Here is a 24,028-nt window from a genome sequence, read left to right on the forward strand (position 1 = left end):
ATGCAAAATTGAGCATGGGCAAAAAAGAATTTTATAAATAAAGATAATTTATATATACGATTACATTAAGGAATTAAACAATGAAAAAACATATTGTTCTGACATTAGTTACAATTTTTGGATGGTTATTCTTTTACTTGATTGGACTACCTTTTGACTATTTTGTAAATACACCTATACTATATAAAATATTAATATTATGGCTGGTTATGTTTTCGGTTTTTCCGGTACTTACTTTTATTTTACTTTCATTTCTTGATGGTGACCATTTTCGCAACAGTTTATGGTTTTCACTTTATGCTTCATTTGGGATATTTTTAATCGATTTCATTATTGTTGGTATTGTGCAGCAAAATGGTTTGGGGTTTTTAAAAACACACTGGTTGCAAACAGTAGGATATATTCAAGCCTTAATTATAATCCCTTTAATCGGATTAGCAATTAAAAAATTCACACTACGCCAAATATTCAATGATAAATAATAAAATTCAAAAAGATGATTTGGATAATAATTAGAATCCAGTAAAGTATATGGTATAAGTATTTTATTTACATAAATGTTTGAATTAAAATACTAAAGAGAATAGGTTGTGTAAGGGGGCAAATAGGATAAATTAACTGTTATTAAAACAATCTAATTACAGAATAAAAAAGGAAAAAGAATGCCCATGCTCAACTTCGCATAACAGGCCAAAGTTCTAATAGTAAAGGCCATACTAAAACTTTGGCCGAACCGTTGGTGTAAATTGCATTTGTCATTCAGCACAGAAGAAACCGCACGTCGTGTGCGTAGAAAAAAACTAAGATGATAGATTACAAAAAGAAACCAAAGGCGGATTTGCATGTCCATTTAAATGGACTGGTTTCAAATCATGTGTTTAAAAAGTTGCTTCAACCATATAAAGGGGAATTACCAGAATGGTTTAATATTGATAATGATATGACTCTGAATAGAAATGTTAGTTCGCTAACAGAATATTTAAAACCATGGTATGGCTTCAAATTATTGCCAAGAAATGAGAAAGAATTTGAAATTATGGTAAATTCTGCAATTGAAAATCTTTCTCTTGACAATGTTGTTTATGCTGAAATAAGAAACTCACCATTCAATATTGCCTCTTTGTTTTCAAGTAATCTCGAAAATGTTCTTAATTTACTTTGTGATAAATTTCAGGAGTCAAGTGAAATATATAAAATTGACGCACGGCTAATTGTTTCACTTTCACGATACAAACTTACCTTTGAAAAAGCACATGCATTGTTTGATGCAATAAAAAAAGTAAATAGGCCAGACATAATTGTAGGGATAGATATTTCAGGCAATGAGGATGAAGCCATTGACAATAGTATTGCCAATCTGGTAAAAAAAGCGAAGGACAATATTGGGATTGGTGTAACAATACATGCCGGTGAAACAGGGAAAATCGAAAATATTGAATGGGCAATTAATGAATGCAATGCTGATCGGATTTCTCATGCTTGTGCGCTTCCCATGGATTCAAAGTTAGCTGAAACTATTGTTGAAAAAGATATATGTGTAGAATGCTGCATATTCAGCAATATTTTTTCTGGAGCAGTCTTTAAAGCAGATAGGCATCCTGTTAAATACTTTTTAGATAATCAAATCCCTTTTGTTATTTGCTCTGATAACCCATCGGTTCATAATAAAACCCTTACCGATGAATACAATCTTTTCATCGAATTAACTAAAAATTCTAACTATTTGGAAAAAATGTTTTCAGTAGCTAAGGATTATAGTTTTGGAGGATAAAGATGTCTAAATTTACAATTCGATTTATTTCAAGTAATCAATTCAAGCTCTCTGAATCGGAAAAAATACTAAATCCTATTGGAGTAACCATTATTCCAATTAACATTAAAATAGAGGAAATTCAAACAGAAGACACTCAAACGTTGTTGAAAGATAAAGCACTAAAAGCATTTAGAAAGGTAGGGCACCCTCTTTTTGTTGAACATACTGGCCTATATATAAACCACCTTAATGGACTACCGGGTGGTCTAACGCAAATATTCTGGGATAAATTAGAAGCTGATAGGTTTTCGGCAATTTTTGGAAACATGTCTGATAATTCTGTTTCAGCTAAGACCATAATTGGTTATATAGATGGTAAAAAATTTCATTCCTTCGAAGGTGAAATTTCAGGTAAAATTTCTGATACGCCAAGGGGAGATAAATCATTTCAATGGGATTGCGCTTTTATTCCAGAAAGCGAAACAAGGACATTTTCTGAAATGGGTGAAGAAAAAAATAAAATTTCAATGCGAAAATTGGCTCTTGATAAATTCGCTAATTACCTTAACAGCCAGGGAATTGCCTAATGGAAGAATTAATAAAATCAATTAGAGATAGAAATGCAATATTGTTTGCAGGGTCTGGCCTCTCTGCTGGTTTAGGATTACCCACTTTTAGTCAGCTAATAGACTTCTTAGCAAATGAACTATCATATGATCCCCAAATATTTTCTACTTTTGGGAGTTTTTGGGAATTAGCAGAATTTTATAAAAATGCTAAAGGCAGCATTGGACAATTGCGCAGTTGGTTGGACAGGGAGTGGCATTCTGATAAAATAGATATTACAAAATCTGAACCACACAACCTCATTTTGGAGCTTGATTTTCCACTTATATACACAACAAATTACGACCGCTGGATTGAGTATGCACATAGAGATGCTGGCAAAGAATTTAGAAAGGTAGTGAACGTAGGGGACTTAATCAATCTTCCAGATTCAAAGACACAAATTGTAAAATTCCATGGGGATTTTGATGATGACAATTCAATAGTACTTACAGAATCAAGTTACTTTGACAGATTAAATTTTGAATCACCCCTTGACATTAAGCTGCGCTCAGATGCTTTAGGAAAAAGCATTTTGTTTATTGGTTATAGTCTTAATGATATTAATATGAGGTTGTTATTATATAAACTTCATTTGATGTGGCTGGCATCTCCTAACTCAAGCATTCGGCCTAAATGCTATGTTTTTATGGCAAAACCAAATCCTGTACAGGAGGATATATTCGAAAAGAGAGGGGTAAAAAGCATTGTAAGTAATAGCGATAACCCCGGGGAAGCTTTAATTGAGTTTTTACGAAGACTTGTAAAAAACGCTAAAGGAAAAGTATAGTCAACTGAAATTAATTGGGTGACACAAACGTCCTGTTTGTGAATATTATAGGTGCTGAATGAAAAATGCAACATCCACCAACAGCAAAAAGCCAAAATGCCTGCCGCAGGCGCAACACAGGCACTTCGGCTGTTTTGCAACCCGTTGTCAATTTTTGTTTAGAATGGATATTATAGAAATTTATGCCGGAGCGTGGGCGGACTAAGAGCGCGAGGAGTAAGATAAAAGCGAAAATACAAATTATGATAATTGATAATGAAGAACACCAGACCAAAGAAGTTTATGCATTGTATGGGCTTGCAATGTATTATGCGCAATGTTGCGAAAAATCATTAGTAATGTTACTTTCAAGTGCTTGGGCTTCTCAAGTTGACCAAATGATAACAGATGATTATGATAAATTGTTGCAAGTGAATATGAAAAAAACTTTTGGAAGTTTATTGAAAACATTAGAATCAGAAAACAAAATAAGTAGAGAATTAACAGAGAACATTAACTCTGTATTAAAGATTAGAAATTTTTTAGCACACGATTATTTCTGGGATCGGGCTGGCGAGTTTACAATACATGAGGGAAGAACTAAAATGGTTTCAGAATTAAACAAATATATAGATATTTTTGACGAGTTAGATTTGAAACTAACTGAAATATCAGATAATTGGGGAGAACAAAAAGGGGTTACAGAAGAAATGAAAGCTGAGTGTATGAATAAAATTATTCAGAAAGCAATGCATGATTATTGTAACCAGATATGATAGTTAAAGAATAATATCGCGCGGAATAGAAATAAGAGCCCACGCGGAAAAAGACTTTCGGAGGCATAAATTTAAAAGAACACTAAGGTAGCTAAACAAAAACAACCAACAACATCAAGCGTTTTTTCTGCATTCAAGATGCAGAAAAAACCTGTTGAACGCAGAGCTCAGGCCAGGCACTGTTTGTTATATTATTTATAGGAAAAAGTATTCAGAGCTTCTTTTGAGATTCCGGGGGGTTCAGTCGTGAGACAAACAATTTTTTCTTAAACAAGATACTGTATACGCCGATTTCCATCAACACATCTCTCCCAAGAAGTAATATAAGTACTCAATTTTGGTATAGCAAGCCTACAGGCATTCATAAATGCACATTAATAACAACAACATTACATACTAACTATCGCACATTTCACTCCTATGTTACCATTACAGACCTCCTGCCCGGAGGCATTATAAAGACCAGTTGCAATAACCCGGCATTACATTTTGAACATATCAGTGGATGTTTTCCCGTTCTCTGCAGTATCTGCTCCCACCAGCAGGTGAGGCTTCGGGTAAAATAAATTCACAGAAGCATTTAAGTGTTTAAATATGAATATTTAGAGTACGTATTGCCAGTTTACGCTCAAGCTTAAGATAGAGAAGATACCTGTGAAGCTCATCCTTTGTTAGAGTATCAGGTGAGCGTTTAAGCCAACGTGAAAAAAGAATAATAGGTTCCAGATAATTACGCTGAGTCTTCTCAGAGTAACCCTTGAGGTGAAGATGAGCGATATAACGGACACGCAGTGGAGTCATAAGACGCTCCTTTGACAAGGGTGAGAAATCGCCTTCTACGAGGCAGTTATAATTAACTGGATTAAGCACCCAAGTTAAATTATACCCTGGGCTTTTTTTTCGTTATGCTATAGATGAAAGTTGGATAGGAGGATGGGTTTTTACTGCCGAAGGCTTTGTTCAACAAAGGTTTAGGTGCTGCGGGCTGAGTACTGCCCTTGGCCTACGGCAAATGCCGCAAAAACACGCGGCATTTCACCAAACCTTGAACGTTGTGCGTAATTGTAACCCGAGGAGACAAGATCGCGCGCGGAGAGGGATAGAAACTTGATTGATAGAACTAATTTTGACCAAGTAAGTTAATTCCAGTTTTAAAACTCGCAAATAGAAAAAAACGATAAGGCATTCGAAAAATTGATGACAGATTTTATTCCAATTAGAAATTATAGTGACCCATTACAAGCTTCTATGGCAAAGGAGTTATTGACTCAAAACGATATAATTTGCTATCTGGATACTGAAAACCATAGCTTTGCAAGCTGGGTCTATATTAGTAGTTTAGGTGGTGTTTCTTTGTTAGTCGCAAAAGAGAAATACGAAACCGCAAAAGAACTGATTGAAATATTTGATTTAAAAAGCAATGAAGAAGTTGAAGAAAAATGTCCCAAATGTAGCTCGGCAATTCTTAGAGAACAAAATTCAAACTGGTTTATAAAATTAATTTGGTGCTTAATTTCATTTACACCCGCACCCTACAATAATTCTAGTCGTGTATGCAAAAATTGTGGAAATAAATGGCATGCTGATCTGGGAGATGTTTAGGAGCGCACGAGAAATAAGAGGCGAATCTGGATGCACAACAGGCAAATGGCGGGTGTGTACACCCCAAACTAAGACTGGAAACAAAAATGAAAACATTAGAAATATCCATTTCTCAAATTCAAGATCTAGTAGATGTATACATGAATACATTCAATAATTCTAACTGGAATGAAAATTGGAAACCAACCGATACTGAAATGAGAATAGCAGATATCATAAATACTCCCGGTTTTATTGGTTTATCGGCTATGGATAAAGATCAAATAGTTGGAATGGTCCTGGGAAATATTCACCGATATTCTATTCAGAATCATTATTACCTGCAGGAAATGTGTGTGATTCCGGATTATCGTAACAAAGGCGTTGGATCATTTTTGGTTAGTGAATTACAAAATCTTCTGACTAAGAAAGATGTAGAAAAAATATACCTTTTAACTGAAAGAGAAAGTCTGGCAGAAAATTTTTATAGTAAAAATGGTTTTTATAAGAGCAACAAAATACAACTATTGGAAAAACCATTTCATGATAAAACAGTTATTCCTTAATAACCTTCTAAGCCTTTTATTTTCCTCCCACAGACTATTATATTAGCACTCACGAAGTAGTTATTTGACTCCACAAACCATTTATCCGGGCCCATTTTCTATTATTTCCCCTCCTGAGCCTTTTATACCTACTCAGTAAAACCTCAAGGGTTACCAGTGCCATGAAACGGGTGCCGAATGCCCCGAAACAGTACCCGTGAAGGTAAAAATGTATACAGGTAAAACCAATACAGTACCCGGGAGCTCTAAAACATGGGTGTGGAAACGTTCATAGACAGTGTGGAGGCATTCATGGGCTATGTGGAATGTATTATACAAAAATGCGGTATTTTCATATCTTACTGCCCCTGCTTTAAATCACCGGCTCACCCTGTCCATACCTCTCCCGGGCTCTAAGAGCACGAATAGGTAACAGGTCACTTCCTGCAGGACTAAAACTTATCTCTTGTATTTATTTGTCCGGATTCATACCCTTTTTATATTTTGGAGTAGTTTAATGTAAGTTACAGTGCTTTGTACAGAGTTTCGCCAGACTCATCTCATTTAAAACCAACAAACAACAAAGAGTATCATTCAGGTGACGCATGAAAACAACTTCCCGAAGCATACTACTATTGATTTTTCTTTTTATCCGTGTCAGTGCTGATACCGAAGACTTTAAGAACCTAAAAGTTTATGCCGGTATAACCCATACCACCTATAACAGCGAGTTTGCAAATATCTGGCAGGAAAACGTCCCCTTACTTTTACAGCTCGAGACTAATTATCTCTATTTTGATTTTACCGCCTCATTCTGTTACAGCTACTATACCTCTGAAATAGAAAACTACCAGGGGGTAAAAGTCGATATGGCACTCTCCTATCCGGTTCGGCTCACCAACTTTGCACATATTTCTTTTGGAATCAAGGCTGGTAATTATCTTATGATCTTTGATCTTGAGAATCGACATGCCGCTAAAGAATCGGAATTGTATGTAGGTGCTGAGCTTTCGCTTCATACAACATTATGGCGCAACTTTTTGGCTAAAGTGTCCTATGAACATAACAGAATCTATACTAAAAGAAGAATCGATTTTTCTGAACTGGCTCTACTGTTTGGCTATTCTTTTAAAACACCTCAATTCCTAAAAGAGTTTCTTAAATGAAAAATTCAGATACAATCTACCTGCTTATTTTTGTGCTCTCTATTATATCCCAAGCACTATCCACCCCTCAAACGAGAATGGATAGAGTTACCTATACCCGCGGGGAAATACTCGAGATCGGAGTAAGAAACACTGCTGAACTTATCAAACGAAATCCGTACCTCTCATTTTTTAGCATCGATGACTATAACTTTTATGCCCAGCCTGATAATCCAGCGCTTAATGAACGGTATATCGATGTATTTATAAACCAGCATAGAATTAAGCTGTCAGTTTTAAACACCACCGCCTTAAACGCCATTCCCGTTTCCATATCCTCCATTGATACCGCTGTTTTTTACCCGCCCAATTCGATCGTTGAGGGCAGGTTGTGCAAAAACGGAGCGATTCAGTTAATAGCCGATCTTGACAAAAATTCCGCTATGGGCGGTTTCTCCATAGGAAATGAGATTAACGATCCGGGCCCCTATCTTTTTGTGGAAGAAAAAGCGAGCATAAATGTCGATAAAATAGGTATTGATGGTTGGTTTACCGGTTTTGGCTACTACAACGGACTGGGAGGCGTTCTTAGCGTTCAAAGAGATCAGTACTTTTTTACCGATAAACATATTTACTACCGAAATAACTCCTCGGCAAAACGCTCCCATTACTCCTCTTTTCTTGGTGCCTATGATGACAATGCACTGTTCCTCAATTATTCCAGAAAAGAAGACGCGCTGTTTATAAACACTATCGGTACAGAAGTCACTGCACTTAGTTCATCTTATAATCTGGATTATATAAGGGATTTTGGAATTTTTAGTTTAAACCTTTCCGGTAATCTCACCAAAACTGAACGGCTTGATGAAAACCAATCTCCTTACCTTGATCTCACTAAAAACGAAAATCATTTAACCTTAAGCGCTCCGCTGAATAACCACCAGTTCTCATACACGCTGATAAATGCTAACTACAAGGCAAATGACCACTCTTTGCACCACATCTATCATAACCCTTCCTATCTGTACGAACACGAGAACTACAGATTCGCCCTCGAAACCAAATTCGGAGAAAGTCAATCGGTACGCCTGAGGGTACTTGGTGATTATACAAGACCTCTTTCAGAACGTACATCGCTCTCCTTTAGCACTTCAATTGGCAGAGAAACTTTTTTGGATAACTTTGAGTTTATCAACCTCACAGAGAGAGAGCAGCTGGATATTTTCAGTGAAGATCTTTGTGTTAGCGATAACTTAAGTAAAGATTTCTTTTACCAGGCCAGTTTTACTCCTTCACTGACACACAGAAGAGAAAACTCAGTGTATCGTTTCTTTTTGAGGAACAGTTACTACCGGGACCTTATCTATCAGCGACAGACGTTTGTGATGGACCCTTCAGATTTCAGATTCTACTCTCCTGTGACTTTGAAAAACAGTGATCCGGGATTTACCGGGTTTGCGGGTTTTCAGGTTAGGGGAAATTATAATAAGCTCAATTGGCAAAGTACTTTTGAATATTTGCTTTTTACCGCAGGAAGCTACGAATTTAGGGATCTGTTTGATAAAAGAAGTAACTATTCCTTAAAGAGCTCTTTGCGCTACAATTTCGATGATAGATTTTTTGTCAATCTTACCATAGATATCTTCGGCAAACAATACCATTACAATTACCTGTTAGTTCCTGAATCTTACTCCCACGCTTTGGATCCGGTTGCTTCTGTGGATCTAAACTTCACAAAGTACCTTTTCAGAGATTACCTGAAGACAACCTTTTCATTTCAAAACATTTTCAACCAAAACATTGTGACTCATCCTGTAGGTGCCGGAAGAGATTTCGCTCTGTTTTTTAAGGCAGAAGTTTGGTTGTGGTAGGTATGATGGGATAGTTTTTGCTGTTTGTCCCTGTACCGGCCGATACCGACTATAACCTTCCGGAGGGCAGTGAGCTGAATATTGGAGTGTTGAACAAAAAAACGGTAGGGCATCTGTGACTTTAGGTAACAACCTCGCCTCTGGTTTCTATCACCTGCAGTTCAAAGACATACACCATGGCCCAAAACAGGTCTTCAGGGTTTTTGTGGCGCACTAAGAGTAGCGGGTTTGAGACCCAATACATTTCACTGTATTTAATGGTAAACGGTAAAGATTGTGGAATTCACAGGCCGATATGATAGAACCATTGGTTTTTCATTGCTCCATGCCTGCGGCGTAGCTGATAGTCGCCACCACTTTTTTTCTAGATAGTGTCAATAACCAGCATTGCCACTCGTATAATTTTATGCTTCTAAGAAAGCGTACTATACCAATGACTCTTTTACAGTGTCTTAACCTGAAAAAACGTAGACGATGCTGAAACCAGCTCATCAGTTTCACCAAACATCCTCTCATCTCAGTATACCATCACCCTCGTCTGGATACAAACCGAGTATCAGAGATCTCTTCTCAAACCAAGGAATAAACCGGTTTCAGTTGACCTTATCTTTAGGTTACCTTCATCTCCTAAATGTAATCTGGATAGATCTATCGAAACTTTCACACCACTTCTGAAACCCCAGTTTTGGAAATTTATATCTACACCAATTTCCGGTGAATAAATCGGTTTAATATTGTCCTTTATGTGGAATACAATCTTCTCATATTCAATGTCAGGATAATCAAAATACCCTTCGATTACGTAATCTACTCCAATATGATGATTGGTATATAATGATACAGTAGAATTTATCGGTCTTCGAATTTGAGGATATACGGAAAAACAGATCTTGCTTGTAGTAATTCTTTCAGTATATTCTTGTTTTTTATTACTTGGAATTAACCTTCCAGCTCCATCCGTTTCAGCCAGATATACATATGACTCATGGCTGGTTTGACTATGTATGTAGGATGAAGACACTCCCAGGGCAAACATGCGATTAAAGCCATATTCAAAACCGACTCCACCAGAAATTCCCCACCCTTAATAATCATCATTAAAAAAACCAGAGGTTTTCTCAAGCACAAATGATGGTTGGACAGAGAGAACTGCCCTTAATCCAGTTTGAGCAAAACTTATACTACTGATAAACAGAATGCCACATACTACCATTGGTGGGATCGCGCCAATTTTCATTTCTATTCTCCTTTAACTTCTTTAACATTGAATTTTTATACTATATTAGTTAATCGTATATCTATAACTAATATAAATAAAGTAAGGCAGGTATAGTCAACACATGAATAGCTGAGGAACGGTCGCCCACACTCTTTTCATTCACCCGTGAGCGCAAGCCACCAATCAGGAGACCTACCGTCAGGAAGGGCGGAGGACGGGGGTTCAGTTGATGTAGAGTCGAGGAAAAAAATAAGTTTAGAAGCGAAGTTTATACGGGAATAGCATTGCCAGTGTATGTCAAACATTCCGTGTAGTATACTGTTTCGCTGACAAAACCTGAAGAGGGCTGATTTCGATCTACACAGATTATCATAAAAACGCCTTCGCGGGCTTAAAACGAATTTGTGAGCGCCAATTGTGAATTCAAGTTTTTTCTGCAATCACTATGTCCTGGTAACTCAAGGTTGTTTTTCTTTCACACCAGGAGCCCCAGTGTATAGGTTCAATGATTTTCAGATTCAATTTCCTGTACATATCTCTGACTACTTCTTCTCTGTAAGCAACCGCAGCTTCAGGTATATCCTTGTTTGTGGTTAAACATCCATCTAATTTATAAATAAACTTCTGTGTAGTTAATCCAGATTGGACAAGAGTTTCTGTTTCCTTATTAAAAATAAAGTATGTAATCAGACATTTACCACCTGTTTTAAGAACCCTGGAAATTTCACTAAGATAGTTCTGAAGATCAGCAGGGAGCATATGTGTAAATACTGAGGTTAAATATATGAAATCAAAGTGATTGTTCTCAAATGGAAAACTATACTCTGAAGCTAAAATGGTGCCTTTCTCATTATACGCCTTATTGTATACATTGCTGTGAAGAAAATGGAAATTACTAAAGTTTTTGGTAATACGGGAGCTGCACCAATCAATCCCTTCCTTTACAATGTCAATGCCCCAGTATTCGCCATTTTTTGAAAGGAAGCTTGTTAATGGAATGGCCATACGCCCTATTCCGCACCCTACATCAAGAATTCTGTCAGTGGGCTTTAGACCTGCTAAATTGATGAAATGCTGTTTAAACTCCTGTCCGGTTTTTAAAAAGTCACTATCGCCAACAAAACGCAGGGCCTTTGGGGGTATCATAGTCTCTCTGTTTACTACTTTGTACATTCTTAGTTGGAGCGAGCGAATAGTTTTTTTAATAAACAGCTTTAGTGGTGTAGGTATAAACCTGAATGTTAGTTTCATTTCATTCTCCAGACTTATAGAGTAATATTGAGTATGCAATATACTGAATGTGTGCGAAAGATTAAAGATATATTTGGAATTTGATAGTCAATATTTTGGGAAGTAAACACTTTCAGAATGTCCTCTTTATTCAGTAATCTTTAGAATCGACTTGCCGTCATGTTTTTAAGGGATTCAATGATCAAAGGAAATCTGTTCAGCTCTCCCCGGGCTGGCGAAGTTGCCCGACCGGCTGAAAGGCAATTCCCGCAAACTCGCTGCTATCTACGTATAGCTACAACCCACTCAAATTGCTTGCTCACTGAGAGCTTATCGTAGTATAGTATACTTGCTTGTATAATTAAACCCTCCTATCCCTATCAGCTCTTCAGGAGTTCACGATGGCATATCTTTTGATCCTTTGATTATCATATCTACGCTTCTACTTCATGCTTTTATTTGAAAAGAAAGAGAGGTATGCCATGAAGGTTTTGCGCTCCCTGTGGTTACCGGGTTTATTGGTGATGATGTTTACCACTATCTTCTCCGGCTGCTCCGATTCAAACCCGGCAGACAGTAACGAAAGAATCGAACGCCCCGAAATTACTGAAGACATAGTATCCCCAACAACTCTTGGCCCCGGAGCCTACTCTGTGCACAACAACATTGCTGTGCATGCCCCATTAATTATCGAGCCAGGCACAATCCTAAGCTTCTCCGATCGCTCAGGAATACGGGTCGAGGGTGACGGCTATATCAGTGCAGAAGGTACTGCAGACGAGCCGATTGTTTTTACCGCAAGCTCCGGTAATCCTGAAGGCTGGAGTGGGGTGGGAATATTCAACAACAGCGACAACAATGTGCTCAGATATGTAATTATGGAATATGCCGGTAATTCCTGGAGCTCTGTAAATGGAAGTAACCGTACTAATCTGTACCTTCATGAAAACGCCAGAGCGACAGTAGAAAACTCCGTTTTCAGGTTTTCCTCCGGATATGGTGTGGTGGTCAGATCAAGAAGCGCCCTGTTTACTGCCTTTTCAGATAATACATTTGAGGATAACGCGACAGCGGCAATGCGTATTACCTCTCATCAGATTGGTATGATTCAGGACGGTAACCGTTTTGGTATAGATGCGGCTGCGGGGAGACGCTACATACATGTCGATGATGATGGAGAGCTGACCCGGACTGCCACATGGCCGGCGGTGGATGTTCCTTACCGCTTCTTTGGAAACCATTTCATAAATGAACCCAGTGCTGTTATCACTATCGAAGCCGGTGCTGTTTTGGAGTTTGATAACAGAGCTGGGCTCCGGGTAAACAGTGGAGGACTCAGAGCACTGGGCACCGAAGACGATGAGATTGTTTTCACCAGTGCTTCCGGAAATCCGGGTGACTGGCGTGGCATTGGCATTGCCTCCAATAATGATCAAAACACACTTCTCTACACCGTTGTCGAAAAGGCGGGAAACAGTTTGAGAGCGATCAATGGCAGCAACAGATGCAATCTGTATCTGCACGACTATTCCACCGTAACGATCGAAAATTCTACGTTTAGTAATTCCACCGGCTACGGTATCTATGCCAACGCTTCAAGCTCTCAGATTTTAAGTTTTGAAAGCAACACCTTTGATAACAATGAGACATCTGCAATGCGTATCACATCACACCAGCTTGGTATGATAGGAGAAAATAACGTCTTTAGCATTCACGATTTAACGGCTCCCAGACATGTTTTAGTGGAGCCTGACGGAGACCTGACCCAAAGTGCCACCTGGCGTGCCATTGATGTCCCTTATCACTTCAGTGACAATCACTTCATTGATGAACCCGGGGCCACAATTACTATCCAGCCCGGCGCGATACTTAAGTTTTCCGAACGCTCGGGGCTAAGGGTTAATTCCGGAGCACTTATTGCAGTAGGCACCGAAACTGACAGAATTGTTTTCACCAGTGTTAGCGGCAACCCAAACGACTGGCGGGGAATTGGTATCAACTCCCGTAACGATGATAACGAGCTTCGCTATGTAACCATCGAAAACGCCGGAATAAGTTTGAGGGCAATAAATAACAGTCAAAGTTCCCAGCTCAGGGTGGATACCAACGGGCAACTAAAACTCACTGATGTCATCCTCCGGAATGGTTCTTCCGAATATTTATCTTCAGATGGTATTGTAACCGACCGGCACGGAAATCCGTATACGGATGACAGTGAAGTTATCAGTGTTGGTAATAATATTTTTGGCGATTAGTTTTTTGGGGTGGGTGAAATACCACCCCTGTTTTTTGGGGATTAGCAGGTTTGGTTAGTTTAAGCTCGGTAGTGTGGTATTTACCTATTTTTACTATTCTTTGCGCTTTAACTTTAGTTTCAGATTAACCTTTCTTAGTGATAGCACCACAAGTGAAAGGCCGGATAACAGAGACATTAGCACCAAAGAAAGTGCAATGCCGATCTCTTTAATTATTTTAGCGGGCCTGTTGTGGGGATCGTACATTACATTCCTTTCTGGCAGTGTTTCGTTGTTTATAAACACAGCAAATAGTATTCCGTATTGATTACAATTACCGTACTAATACCCGTGCAGTCGCTTCCCTGTAAAGCTAACTATCAGCGAAGCCAGGGTAGAGGTGATAAATATCACAATAATTATGGCATCAAGGATTGTTTCAGTAATGATACCGGCCCTGTAAGCAGCCACAGCGATTGCCAATGTTGCAGCAGCCTGGGGCAGGGTAAGTGTACCTTTTAAAAGTTGCTAAAACTGATAGGAACCCAAAAGTAACGCATCAATTGTCCCCGTTTCTGAAATCAGCTCAACGGTTCCCGATTTATTGTCCTTATCATTTGGGTTGGTGAATATGCCAAGGTCGCTTAGCTCCGCGAGTACTTCTGTGTTGTAGTTTATATTCAGTACACCATTTGAATTGAAATCGGCATTTCCATGGTGATGAACCGCGCCTTCCACTACCCCTTCACCATTATTTCCAAAATCGTAGGTTATATTACCCCCGGGCTCTACATACGTCATCCCCCTGAACACCCCATCAGTACCAAACTGGTTGATATTTCCCGTACTGCTTACATAGAAGAGGGTGTTTGATTGGTGCCCACTGGTGTAAAGACGATTATGGTTTATATTAAACGTGCCATCCACAATAAAGATTACTCTACCGTAAAAGTAGTTGTCCTGGGGGGCGTTGTTTATACCAGCATGAGTCCCTTCAGGGATTCTTATCACCAAAAACTGATCTCTCCACAAGGGCCAGTTCTCGAATGCGGACTGAACATTGGGCCCCGTTACATCCCACTGAAAACCGAGTATACTTACATTATTGATATACTTTTCAGGTATTTTTTTTATGTCTATAACCGGCTCCCTATCAGGTTCATTTACCATGCCTACCCTGGCAGCAATGTCTGAAATATGCTGCTCTTGAATAGACACATACTCATTAAATTGGGATCTGTTGGCAGTATAGTTAGGTCCCCAGTAACTGACAGATCCCCGGTAAAACAAATTTATTTCACCATTGAAATCAGTTACTCCATCCCCGATATAAACATCATCATATATATTGTGAGTATTATTTACAGCAGAAATCGGTTGTTGAAAAGCAGTAGCTCCTCGAAAATTATTAGCTTCATTTTGCATGTATATTCTTTCACTGTTTATAAAAACGTTACCTGTCACCGTTAATCCTGTCAGTTGATTTACCTCACCATCCGGACTAGCATTTACCCATTTAAGGTTGCCCTCTATTGTTGATCCCGGTTTATTCAATGTAGCACTACTGCCAAAAAAAACATCTCCCCGCACAGTAAAGGAACGGTTAAAATTTCTTGCAGGGCCACTTAGATACAGAGCATTTTTAACCTGGTTAGTAACAACCCGTATTCCTTCAAGCTGATAAAAAGCAGCCGTTGTACGTGGTGAACCGGAGCTCCCTTTTCCGGATCCTTTTATTTTCGCAATCAATTCAGAGGTACTAAAAGCAGCTATTTGCGAAATGATCGTTTGATTTTTACCGATTCTTTCTTCTAACAGGGTAGTCACATTTGTTTCTTCGATAAATTCATTGAGTACTGTTACCGAAGTGTTGGGCTTAATTGAAAGGAAAGATTCTGTGGCACGCAAAGCGTTATTACTTGATATCTTTGCCACCTGCATTGATGAAAAAACTCTCGAATCCCTACTATCACTGCTCATCATACTAGTCATAAAAGTAGTCACAATGCCAATGAATACAAGTGAAGCCAACACTCCTACAATTGTAGAACCATGGGAATTCTTTAGAAATTTTCCACTGATGCCCATAACAGCCTCTTTATTACAGTTCAAAAATCAGACCATTATTAATTACCGGAATCGTAATCTCATAATGCTCTCGTATAATATTATCGTAAAAACTTATAGAAAAATCGCCCATATCGTAGGTGGTCTTTTTTACCGAACTGGCCAGGCCTTTTTCACTATTAAGCAAAATGATCACTTTGATGTATTTCACAAGCTCCTTTTGGGTTACATCCGTTCCATCCACATCCCAGTCGCTCATATCAGTTGAAAAATGAAATCGCAGGCTTTCAACGTTTGAGGCTATACTGTGTCTTGAGTTTCCTGAAGCTGTTCCCCTGACCTCTCTGATCAGTTTATAATTTTCAACATAGTAGGAGATGGTGTCGATCCCTAACCAGGTACCTCCTTCATCTATCCGTCCCATAACCACAGACAGACTATCAAAGGGATATCCTCTTGCAAAAGTGAATGATGAAAGGTCAAGGGAACAGATCTGAACATTTGTGTTAAGCACCAGCTCCATAGAATCGCTATCGGAAAAATGTATCTCTGTTTTGTATCCAGTATTTTTAATATCATCGTAAAGAACCTGCTTTATCTCATTACCGGTTACCCGCAGTGAAGAAACCGTTGTATCTCTTGCCATAAAAAATGATGATCGGTTTACCAGCATAATTACCGGAGCCAGTAGAAACATAGCAAGTGATATGTAAATGATAAGTTCAAGCAGTGTCATCCCTTTTCTGTTCATTTTACTATCCCGGAAAGAGAAACATTATGATCCCGGCCCAACTTATCCCATTTAACCGTAACAAAGGCTTCCTTCATAAAGCTGCCACTGCCGGCCCAGTTCACAGAATAACATGCAGTAAAAGAAACAGCTCCCCTCTCCACTGCTCCAAGACAGGTATCAGCTCCAGCTTCAACAGGATTTGTGAGCGATTGATTATACAGGCTTTCCAAAACGTCAGAGGCAAGCGAATAGGCTATATTCACTTCCCGTATAACTTCTTTGTGTCCTGTTATGCGGGGAAAAACAGAAGCGATAGATATCAGAGCCACAGAAACAAGCAACAGGCTAATTATAATTTCTACAATTGAAAACCCACCATTTTTTGACGTTTTTTCCATCCCACTTCTCCGAAAAGGAATTGTGAAGAGCTTGTGAGTTTAAACGTTTAACTTCCTATATTAACTATACTCCTTATAGTAAGGATTTTCAAGAAGATTTATACTTTTAGTATGTACCCCTACCCCCTTTACATCACAGCTTATCGTCTTTTGTTTCGGTATGTTTAATTAACACTACAGGTTACACAGAACATGGTTTTGCACCGGGTGTATGGTTTTGTACAAAATAAAGAGGTTAAATGCAAGATCCTTACTGTTAAACACCAGTGCAACCACTATAAATACCAAAACCCACACCTATAAATCATCAATAAAAAACGTTCAGCTCAAGCAACACAGAGTGTCTTTAGCAGTTGCTAAAACTGATAGGAACCCAAAAGCAACGCATCAATTGTCCCTGTTTCTGAAATCAGCTCAACGGTTCCCGATTTATTGTCCTGATCATTTGGGTTGGTGAATATGCCAAGGTCGCTTAGCTCTGCGAGTACTTCTGTGTTGTAGTTTATATTCAACTTCCCGTTTGCATTGAATTCTGCATTGCCATGGTGATGAATCGCTCCCTCCACTACTCCTTCACCTGTAGTTCCAAAATCGTAGGTTATATCACCTCCGGGCTCTACGTAGGTCATCCCCCTAAACACCCCTTTCGAGCCAAATTGATTGATGCTTCCCGTGCTGCTTACGTAAAAGAGGGTGTTTGATTGGGGCCCACTGGTATAAAGCTTCTGTTCATTTACATTAAACGTGCCATCCACGATAAAGATTACTCTGCCGTAGAAGTAGTTGTCCTGTGGGACATTATTTATGCCAGCATTAGTATTTTCAGGAATTCGCAAGATTAAAAATTTATTTTTCCACAGCTCTCTGGTCTCATAGGCAGCCTGAACATTGGGCCCCGTTACTTCCCACTGCAAACCGATGGGACTGACATTGTGAATATAATTTCCATCTATTTTACCAATGTCTATGACCGGCTCCTGATCAGGCTCATTTACCATACCAACCTGTGCAGCGATATCTTCAATTTCACCAGGAATAATGGATATATAATCATTAAAGCGGTCACTGCTATAATTTGGCCCCCTGTACCACACTGATCCCCTGAAAAACATATCAACTTGACCATTAAAATGTGTTACACCATCTCCAATGTACACATTGCCAAATATATTATGAACATTGTCAAAAACCTCGATACGTCTCTCAAAACCAGTTGCTCCACGGAAATTATTGGCGTCACCCTGAATATTAAGGTCAGCAGTATTTATAAAGGTATTACCTTCAACGGTTAATCCTGATAATCTGTTTGGGTTACCATCCGGGGAGGTATTCACCCATTTAAAATTACCTTCTATTCTTGACCCCGCTTTATTCAAAGAAGCGCTGCTTCCCAAAAAAACATCTCCCCTTACCGTAAAAGGTTCATTAAAATTCCTTGCTGGACCATTCAGATACAGTGCGTTTTGAATCTGGTTATTAACAACCCGTATTCCGTCAAGCTGGTAAAGGGCTACTGTTTTACGCTGTGATCCTGTTCTTCCCCTGCCTGAGCCATCAACCTTAGCAACCAAATCAGATGTATTAAATGCAGCTATATGCGAAATAATCGACTGGTTTTTACCAATAGTCTCTTGTAGTAAGGAAATACTATTTGGTTCTTCGATATATTCGTTAAGCAACTCTACAGAAGAATTGGGCATAATTGAGAAAAAAGATTCTGTGGCACGAAGAGCGTTATTACTTGATACCTTCGCCACCTGCATCGATGAGAATGCTCTTGAGTCCCTACTATCACTGCTCATCGTACTGGTCATTAAAGTAGTAACCACGCCTATAAATACAAGTGCGGCTAACACTCCTACAATGGTAGAGCCATGGGAATTCTTTAGACAATCTCCACTGATGCCCATAACAGCCTCTTTTTTACAGTTCAAAGATCAGACCATTATTAATTACCGGAATCGTAATCTCATAATGCTCTCGTATAATATTATCGTTAAAACTTATAGAAAAATCGCCCATATCGTAGGTGGTCTTTTTTACCGAACTGGCCAGGCCTTTTTCACTATTAAGCAAAATGATCACTTTGATGTATTTTACAAGCTCCTTTTGGGTTACATCCGTTCCATCGATATCCCAGTCGTTCATATCAGTTGAGAAGTGAAATCTCAGGCTTTCAAGATTTGAAGCTATTTTGTGTTTGGAATTCCCTGAAGCGGTGCCTCGGACCTCTCTTGTCAGCACGTAATTTTTAACATAGTAGCAAATGGTATCGATTCCTAACCATGTACCATTTTCATCTATTCGTCCCATAACCACAGATAAACTATCAAAGGGATATCCTCTTGCAAAAGTGAATGATGAAAGGTCAAGAGAACAGATCTGAACTTCTGTGTTAAGCATAAGCTCCATTGAATCGCTATCAGGAAAAAGCATCTCTGTTTTGTATCCCGTATTTTTAATATCATCGTAAATAACCTGCTTTATCTCATTACCGGTTACACGCAGTAAAGAAACCGTTGTATCTCTTGCCATAAAAAAGGATGATCGATTAACCAGCATCATTACGGGAGCCAGTAAAAACATAGCAAGTGCTATATAAATTATAAGTTCAAGCAGCGTCATACCTTTTCTGTTCATTTTACTACCCCGGAAAGAGAGACCTGATGATCCCGGCCCAACTTATCCCATTTAACCGTAACAAATGCTTCCTTCATGAAGCTGCCACTGCCGGCCCAGTTTACAGAATAACATGCAGTAAAAGATACAGCCCCCTTCTCCACTGCTCCAAGACAGGTATCTAACCCCGCTTCAATGGGAGTTGTGAGCGATTGATTATAGAGGCTCTCCAAAACATCAGTGGCCAGCGAATAGGCGATATCCACTTCCCTGATAGCTTCTTTATGCCCCGTTATACGGGGAAAAACAGAAGCGATAGATATAAGAGCCACCGAAACAAGCAACAGGCTTATAATAATCTCAACAACCGAAAAACCGGCAGTTTTTAGAGCGTTTTGCATCTTATGCTCCCGAAAAAGAGGTGTTCCCAATAACTGCCCTACTCAACAACTTAAACGTTTAACCACCTACTTTAACTATACTATAGTATTCATTGCTTTTTCAAGGAGATTAATAAGCTGAAAAAGGTTCCGGTGCTCTATACAATTGGGATTTAAATTTTATTTAGGGTAAGTTTGGCTAAAACACGTTCTTAGGACTATTTTAAGGCTTTGACCTCTTTGTCAGATAAAAGAATGGTGAAGGTAAGCAGAACTATAGCACACAAGTGATGTGCAAAAAAGGGGTAAGTACGGGGAAGCCAAAGCTTCCCCGTATCTTTAAACTATTTTACTTCTTCAAAATCTGCATCTTCTGGCCCTTCGCCTTTATCCTTTTTAGGTGGCTCTTCACCTGCACCCTCCGGAGCAGCACCTGGCTGTGGTCCGGCAGCACCAGCAGCACCTTCACCGCCTGCGGCTCCACCAGCTTTATACAAAGCCTCCGCCATAGCATGTGATGCCTTGGTAAGCGAATCGATACTGCTCTTTATCGCCTCTACATCATCACCCTTGGATTTCTCCTTTAAATCCTCAAGTGAGGACTGAATTTTACCCTTGTCCTCATCAGATATCTTTCCGTCCAGTTCACCAAGGGTTTTTTCTGTCTGATAAATCAGCTGGTCTGCCTGATTTTTTACATCTATTTTTTCCCGCTCAGCCTTATCCTTCTCAGCATTGGCTTCCGCTTCCTTAACCATCTTCTCGATATCACTTTCGGCCAGCCCGCTTGAAGACTCGATTCTTATCTGCTGCTGTTTGCCGGAACCCTGATCCTTTGCACTGACATTTAAGATACCGTTTGCATCGATATCGAATGTAACTTCGATCTGAGGAACGCCACGTGGAGCTGCCGGTATACCGATAAGATCAAACTTACCAAGTAAACGGTTGTGAGCAGCCATCTCTCTTTCACCCTGGTACACCATAATAGTAACAGCAGTCTGGTTGTCAGCGGCAGTTGAGAAGACCTGGCTTTTTTTGGAAGGAATAGTGGTATTGCGCTCAATAAGCTTAGTCATAACTCCACCTAAAGTCTCAATACCAAGAGAAAGAGGGGTTACATCAAGCAAAAGAACGTCCTTAACACTTTCATCACCGCCTAAGATAGCACCCTGAATAGCAGCTCCCACCGCTACGACTTCATCGGGATTAACCCCCTTATGAGCAGGTTTACCAAAGACCTCCTCTACTTTACGCTGCACAGCCGGGATACGGGTTGTTCCACCCACCAGGATGACTTCATCGATATCAGAAGCACTCATTCGGGCATCAGCGAGGGCCTTTTTACACGGCTCAACGGTTCTCTCCACCAGATCCCCTACCAGCTGTTCAAATTTAGAGCGTGAAATTGTTAAATCAAGATGCTTTGGTCCACTGGCATCAGCAGTAACAAAGGGCAGATTAACATTAGCCTGCATTGCAGATGAAAGCTCAATTTTTGCTTTCTCAGCAGCTTCTTTAAGACGTTGCAGAGCCATGCTATCGCTTCTTAAATCGATTCCGTTTTGCTTTTTAAAATCATCTGCAATGTAATCTATCAATATTTTGTCAAAGTCATCCCCACCCAGATGGGTATCTCCGTTGGTTGATTTAACTTCAAACACACCTTCACCGATTTCAAGGATAGAGATATCGAATGTACCTCCACCAAGGTCAAATACTGCAATTTTTTCATTTTTCTTCTTATCGAGTCCGTAGGCAAGTGAAGCAGCAGTGGGCTCGTTTATGATCCTTTTTACATCAAGACCCGCAATTTTACCTGCATCCTTTGTAGCCTGTCTCTGGGCGTCATTAAAATACGCGGGAACGGTAATAACCGCTTCCGTGACCTCTTCACCGATGTAATCTTCAGCAGCCTTTTTCAGATACTGCAAAATCATAGCAGAGATTTCGGGTGGTGAATAGTCACGATCCCCTACCTTTACCTTCACCGGATCTTCCATGCCACCAACCACGTTGTATGGCACCTTTTTCTCCTCAGACTGCACTTCACTGTGGCGCCTACCCATAAACCGTTTTACAGAGTAGATGGTGTTTTCAGGATTGGTAATCGCCTGTCGTTTTGCTATAGCACCAACCAAACGTTCGCCGGTTTTTGAGAAGGCAACAATTGAAGGTGATGTGCGTCCCCCTTCAGAGTTGGGGATAACCACCGGCTTACCGGCTTCCATTACAGATACGCACGAGTTAGTAGTCCCCAGGTCTATTCCAATGATTTTCCCCATAATTCCTCCTGAATCAGTTATTGTTTAAAGATTGTATTCCACTTTTAGATTCACCCAAGATATGCAATGGCCGTGCCAAAAAAAAGGTGCTCCTAAACTACTGTTTAAGGCACCTTTTTATACGATATCATTTCAGTATCAAACACGTCGTTTCATAATGAAACACTACGGCACACTGATTCCTTTCAAAACGGGACGCTCAACTCCCCTTCAAAAGAGGTAGTTTTATATCAATTAATTCCGGACGACGAAAGTGAATAATTGATATCACACCCACAAACAAAAATCCCGATGCATAGAGCACAAGAAAAGGTGATACCAGAAAGTTTGTATATCCTAAAAACATTCTGAAACTTATCAGACAATACACCCCAAGCAGAATCTCAACGATACAGGTAAGGTCCTTAATAGGCTTGTAGGTCTGTTTACCTGCAGATTGCCCTTTTTTTGGTGTACGGTGAAACGGCGACTTTAATTTAAAGAGCGCTTCAAGTACAGCCTTTCCGTTATTTACTGCCAATCCAGTCCCAATAAGCATCAGTGCAGGTATTAAAAAGATCTGTTTTCGTATCTTATTGCCTACGTAATACTGAGAAACCATATACATAGTAGAAGGCCCACTTGTTGCCAGGATCATTGCAAACACAATACACCCAAACCAAAACGGTGGCAAAAACACCTTAACATAGAAAAGCACCGGCATTGTCAAAACAGCAAGTAAAAACATTAGTGGATGCACTACATAATGGGTCAGATGAAAAATAGCCTGCAGGAGCTTGAAAACAGGCATTCTTTTTTTCCAAAGCAGAGGAATGATTTTCATTGCAGTCTGAATAGATCCTTTGGCCCATCTAAACTGCTGGTTTTTAAATGCATTGATATCTTCCGGTATCTCTGCAGGGACTTCAAGATCTGGGACATATTCAGTTTTCCACCCGGCAAGCTGCATACGGTAAGACAGATCCATATCTTCAGTAAGCGTATCATGCTGCCAACCACCACTGGTTTCAATAGCCTTTCTGCGAAACACTCCGGCAGTACCATTAAAATTCATAAACAAGCCATTCCAGCTTCTTGCTGCTTGCTCAATCATGAAATGGCCATCTATTCCCATGGCCTGTCCTCTGGTAATGAGAGATTCTCTTTTATTAAGATGAGTCCATCTTCCCTGTACAAGACCCAGTTGTGGTTTATCCACAAAAAAGGCCATGGATTTTTTCAGAAAATCTTTGGTAGGCACAAAGTCGGCATCAAAGATAGCGACAAACTCTGCATCGGTGAAATCAAGTCCGTTCTGAAGCGCTCCGGCCTTAAACCCAGTCCTGTCTTCTCTTCGAATGATCTCTACATTGTATCCCTTTTCGCGAAGATCACTAACGGTTTTATCTACATATCCAACCGTCTCATCGGTACTGTCATCAAGTACCTGTATCTGGTGGCGGCTGCGGGGATACTCCATTTTCGCGGCAGCTTCAATTACCCTGCAGGCAACAAGCTTTTCATTGTACATAGGCAGCTGCGTCACCACCAAAGGGTACTCAGATTCATCCCTGTCCTGATAATAGTAGTTGAACGTCTTGCGCTGTGAGGATATTTTCTCTTTGCGTTTTCTTAAAAACAGGTAAGTAAGGACGTAGCACTGTATTCCATAGGATAACAGTATTAATGAACATAAGACATAAAGGGTACAAACAATAACAAGGGCGACCATAGTACCTTAAGCCCTCCTATATTTACTAATGAAGATAAAGGAACACCGTTATTCGTGATTTTAATCACAAAAGAGTGCAATAATATACTTTTTTGATTCTATGAAA

At 39.6% G+C, this 24,028-nt stretch carries 24 protein-coding genes; 10 read left to right on the top strand and 14 right to left on the bottom strand.

Annotated elements, in window-relative coordinates:
• Positions 1-80: 80 nt before the first annotated feature.
• The 5 genes from QA601_03710 (at position 81) to QA601_03730 (ending at position 3,904) form a co-directional block, all read left to right on the top strand.
• Positions 81-482: a hypothetical protein gene (locus QA601_03710; GenBank protein MDG5814171.1), complete on the top strand. Its 402-nt coding sequence runs from the start codon at positions 81-83 to the stop codon at positions 480-482.
• A gap of 323 nt (positions 483-805) precedes the next feature.
• Positions 806-1,771 carry a hypothetical protein gene (locus QA601_03715; GenBank protein MDG5814172.1) on the top strand — a complete coding sequence of 322 codons (966 nt, stop codon included), beginning with the start codon at positions 806-808 and terminating at the stop codon, positions 1,769-1,771.
• A 2-nt stretch (positions 1,772-1,773) separates the two neighbouring features.
• Positions 1,774-2,340 carry a non-canonical purine NTP pyrophosphatase gene (locus QA601_03720; protein ID MDG5814173.1) on the top strand — a complete coding sequence of 189 codons (567 nt, stop codon included), beginning with the start codon at positions 1,774-1,776 and terminating at the stop codon, positions 2,338-2,340.
• Entirely contained in the window at positions 2,340-3,149 is an 810-nt protein-coding gene (locus QA601_03725; protein ID MDG5814174.1) for an SIR2 family protein, read from the top strand. The genes QA601_03720 and QA601_03725 overlap by 1 nt, the downstream gene beginning before the upstream one ends.
• 242 nt (positions 3,150-3,391) lie before the next feature.
• A complete protein-coding gene (locus tag QA601_03730) occupies positions 3,392-3,904 on the top strand; it encodes a hypothetical protein (GenBank protein ID MDG5814175.1) in 513 nt (170 codons plus the stop codon).
• A gap of 588 nt (positions 3,905-4,492) precedes the next feature.
• Here QA601_03730 and QA601_03735 read toward each other — a convergent pair.
• Positions 4,493-4,705, bottom strand: a complete 213-nt coding sequence (locus QA601_03735) for a phage integrase N-terminal SAM-like domain-containing protein (GenBank protein MDG5814176.1) — start codon at positions 4,703-4,705, stop codon at positions 4,493-4,495.
• 396 nt (positions 4,706-5,101) lie between these two features.
• On the opposite strand from QA601_03735, the gene QA601_03740 reads away from it, so the two are divergent.
• The 4 genes from QA601_03740 to QA601_03755 all read left to right on the top strand — a co-directional run bounded on the left by QA601_03740 (position 5,102) and on the right by QA601_03755 (position 9,046).
• The gene (locus QA601_03740; protein ID MDG5814177.1) at positions 5,102-5,506 is read left to right on the top strand and encodes a DUF2007 domain-containing protein; all 405 of its coding nucleotides are present in this window, start codon (positions 5,102-5,104) and stop codon (positions 5,504-5,506) included.
• A gap of 86 nt (positions 5,507-5,592) precedes the next feature.
• Positions 5,593-6,051, top strand: coding sequence for a GNAT family N-acetyltransferase (locus tag QA601_03745; protein MDG5814178.1), 459 nt, complete (start codon positions 5,593-5,595; stop codon positions 6,049-6,051).
• A 584-nt stretch (positions 6,052-6,635) separates the two neighbouring features.
• A complete protein-coding gene (locus QA601_03750) occupies positions 6,636-7,196 on the top strand; it encodes a hypothetical protein (protein MDG5814179.1) in 561 nt (186 codons plus the stop codon).
• Positions 7,193-9,046, top strand: a complete 1,854-nt coding sequence (locus QA601_03755; GenBank protein ID MDG5814180.1) for a hypothetical protein — start codon at positions 7,193-7,195, stop codon at positions 9,044-9,046. The genes QA601_03750 and QA601_03755 overlap by 4 nt, the downstream gene beginning before the upstream one ends.
• A 556-nt stretch (positions 9,047-9,602) precedes the next feature.
• Here the strand turns inward: QA601_03755 and QA601_03760 are convergent.
• From QA601_03760 to QA601_03770, 3 genes are all read right to left on the bottom strand, one after another.
• Entirely contained in the window at positions 9,603-10,082 is a 480-nt protein-coding gene (locus tag QA601_03760) for a hypothetical protein (GenBank protein MDG5814181.1), read from the bottom strand.
• A gap of 48 nt (positions 10,083-10,130) precedes the next feature.
• Positions 10,131-10,283 carry a hypothetical protein gene (locus tag QA601_03765; GenBank protein MDG5814182.1) on the bottom strand — a complete coding sequence of 51 codons (153 nt, stop codon included), beginning with the start codon at positions 10,281-10,283 and terminating at the stop codon, positions 10,131-10,133.
• 405 nt (positions 10,284-10,688) lie between these two features.
• Positions 10,689-11,516, bottom strand: a complete 828-nt coding sequence (locus tag QA601_03770) for a class I SAM-dependent methyltransferase (GenBank protein MDG5814183.1) — start codon at positions 11,514-11,516, stop codon at positions 10,689-10,691.
• A 461-nt stretch (positions 11,517-11,977) separates the two neighbouring features.
• Here QA601_03770 and QA601_03775 point away from each other — a divergent pair, with 461 nt between their 5' ends.
• Positions 11,978-13,750 (top strand): hypothetical protein, encoded by a 1,773-nt coding sequence (locus QA601_03775; GenBank protein ID MDG5814184.1) that lies wholly within the window; start codon positions 11,978-11,980, stop codon positions 13,748-13,750.
• A 93-nt stretch (positions 13,751-13,843) separates the two neighbouring features.
• On the opposite strand, the gene QA601_03780 is transcribed toward QA601_03775, so the two are convergent.
• The 10 genes from QA601_03780 to QA601_03825 form a co-directional block, all read right to left on the bottom strand.
• The gene (locus QA601_03780) at positions 13,844-14,035 is read right to left on the bottom strand and encodes a hypothetical protein (GenBank protein MDG5814185.1); all 192 of its coding nucleotides are present in this window, start codon (positions 14,033-14,035) and stop codon (positions 13,844-13,846) included.
• Positions 14,036-14,071: 36 nt separating this feature from the next.
• Entirely contained in the window at positions 14,072-14,212 is a 141-nt protein-coding gene (locus tag QA601_03785) for a hypothetical protein (GenBank protein MDG5814186.1), read from the bottom strand.
• Positions 14,213-14,257: 45 nt separating this feature from the next.
• Positions 14,258-15,817: a hypothetical protein gene (locus QA601_03790; protein MDG5814187.1), complete on the bottom strand. Its 1,560-nt coding sequence runs from the start codon at positions 15,815-15,817 to the stop codon at positions 14,258-14,260.
• Positions 15,818-15,830: 13 nt separating this feature from the next.
• The gene (locus tag QA601_03795; protein ID MDG5814188.1) at positions 15,831-16,547 is read right to left on the bottom strand and encodes a hypothetical protein; all 717 of its coding nucleotides are present in this window, start codon (positions 16,545-16,547) and stop codon (positions 15,831-15,833) included.
• Positions 16,544-16,927 carry a type II secretion system protein gene (locus QA601_03800; protein MDG5814189.1) on the bottom strand — a complete coding sequence of 128 codons (384 nt, stop codon included), beginning with the start codon at positions 16,925-16,927 and terminating at the stop codon, positions 16,544-16,546. The genes QA601_03795 and QA601_03800 overlap by 4 nt, the downstream gene beginning before the upstream one ends.
• A gap of 356 nt (positions 16,928-17,283) precedes the next feature.
• The gene (locus QA601_03805; GenBank protein ID MDG5814190.1) at positions 17,284-18,837 is read right to left on the bottom strand and encodes a hypothetical protein; all 1,554 of its coding nucleotides are present in this window, start codon (positions 18,835-18,837) and stop codon (positions 17,284-17,286) included.
• A gap of 13 nt (positions 18,838-18,850) precedes the next feature.
• Entirely contained in the window at positions 18,851-19,567 is a 717-nt protein-coding gene (locus QA601_03810) for a prepilin-type N-terminal cleavage/methylation domain-containing protein (protein MDG5814191.1), read from the bottom strand.
• A complete protein-coding gene (locus tag QA601_03815; GenBank protein MDG5814192.1) occupies positions 19,564-19,947 on the bottom strand; it encodes a hypothetical protein in 384 nt (127 codons plus the stop codon). The genes QA601_03810 and QA601_03815 overlap by 4 nt, the downstream gene beginning before the upstream one ends.
• Before the next feature lie 323 nt (positions 19,948-20,270).
• Positions 20,271-22,211, bottom strand: a complete 1,941-nt coding sequence (dnaK, locus tag QA601_03820; protein ID MDG5814193.1) for a molecular chaperone DnaK — start codon at positions 22,209-22,211, stop codon at positions 20,271-20,273.
• Positions 22,212-22,410: 199 nt separating this feature from the next.
• A complete protein-coding gene (locus QA601_03825; protein MDG5814194.1) occupies positions 22,411-23,922 on the bottom strand; it encodes a glycosyltransferase in 1,512 nt (503 codons plus the stop codon).
• Positions 23,923-24,028: the final 106 nt, after the last annotated feature.

The sequence above is a fragment of the Chitinispirillales bacterium ANBcel5 genome, from assembly GCA_029688955.1.
GTDB classification, from domain to species: domain Bacteria; phylum Fibrobacterota; class Chitinivibrionia; order Chitinivibrionales; family Chitinispirillaceae; genus Cellulosispirillum; species Cellulosispirillum alkaliphilum.

Coding starts and splice junctions, on each gene's coding strand:
- QA601_03810 (MDG5814191.1), bottom strand. CDS start 19,567: ATGAACAGAAAAGGTATGACGCTGCTTGAACTTATAATTTATATAGCA.
- QA601_03750 (MDG5814179.1), top strand. CDS start 6,636: ATGAAAACAACTTCCCGAAGCATACTACTATTGATTTTTCTTTTTATC.
- QA601_03815 (MDG5814192.1), bottom strand. CDS start 19,947: ATGCAAAACGCTCTAAAAACTGCCGGTTTTTCGGTTGTTGAGATTATT.
- QA601_03710 (MDG5814171.1), top strand. CDS start 81: ATGAAAAAACATATTGTTCTGACATTAGTTACAATTTTTGGATGGTTA.
- QA601_03795 (MDG5814188.1), bottom strand. CDS start 16,547: ATGAACAGAAAAGGGATGACACTGCTTGAACTTATCATTTACATATCA.
- QA601_03755 (MDG5814180.1), top strand. CDS start 7,193: ATGAAAAATTCAGATACAATCTACCTGCTTATTTTTGTGCTCTCTATT.
- QA601_03775 (MDG5814184.1), top strand. CDS start 11,978: ATGAAGGTTTTGCGCTCCCTGTGGTTACCGGGTTTATTGGTGATGATG.
- QA601_03740 (MDG5814177.1), top strand. CDS start 5,102: ATGACAGATTTTATTCCAATTAGAAATTATAGTGACCCATTACAAGCT.
- dnaK (MDG5814193.1), bottom strand. CDS start 22,211: ATGGGGAAAATCATTGGAATAGACCTGGGGACTACTAACTCGTGCGTA.
- QA601_03790 (MDG5814187.1), bottom strand. CDS start 15,817: ATGGGCATCAGTGGAAAATTTCTAAAGAATTCCCATGGTTCTACAATT.
- QA601_03805 (MDG5814190.1), bottom strand. CDS start 18,837: ATGGGCATCAGTGGAGATTGTCTAAAGAATTCCCATGGCTCTACCATT.
- QA601_03825 (MDG5814194.1), bottom strand. CDS start 23,922: ATGGTCGCCCTTGTTATTGTTTGTACCCTTTATGTCTTATGTTCATTA.
- QA601_03735 (MDG5814176.1), bottom strand. CDS start 4,705: ATGACTCCACTGCGTGTCCGTTATATCGCTCATCTTCACCTCAAGGGT.
- QA601_03720 (MDG5814173.1), top strand. CDS start 1,774: ATGTCTAAATTTACAATTCGATTTATTTCAAGTAATCAATTCAAGCTC.
- QA601_03760 (MDG5814181.1), bottom strand. CDS start 10,082: ATGTTTGCCCTGGGAGTGTCTTCATCCTACATACATAGTCAAACCAGC.
- QA601_03725 (MDG5814174.1), top strand. CDS start 2,340: ATGGAAGAATTAATAAAATCAATTAGAGATAGAAATGCAATATTGTTT.
- QA601_03715 (MDG5814172.1), top strand. CDS start 806: ATGATAGATTACAAAAAGAAACCAAAGGCGGATTTGCATGTCCATTTA.
- QA601_03800 (MDG5814189.1), bottom strand. CDS start 16,927: ATGGAAAAAACGTCAAAAAATGGTGGGTTTTCAATTGTAGAAATTATA.
- QA601_03745 (MDG5814178.1), top strand. CDS start 5,593: ATGAAAACATTAGAAATATCCATTTCTCAAATTCAAGATCTAGTAGAT.
- QA601_03730 (MDG5814175.1), top strand. CDS start 3,392: ATGATAATTGATAATGAAGAACACCAGACCAAAGAAGTTTATGCATTG.
- QA601_03765 (MDG5814182.1), bottom strand. CDS start 10,283: ATGAAAATTGGCGCGATCCCACCAATGGTAGTATGTGGCATTCTGTTT.
- QA601_03770 (MDG5814183.1), bottom strand. CDS start 11,516: ATGAAACTAACATTCAGGTTTATACCTACACCACTAAAGCTGTTTATT.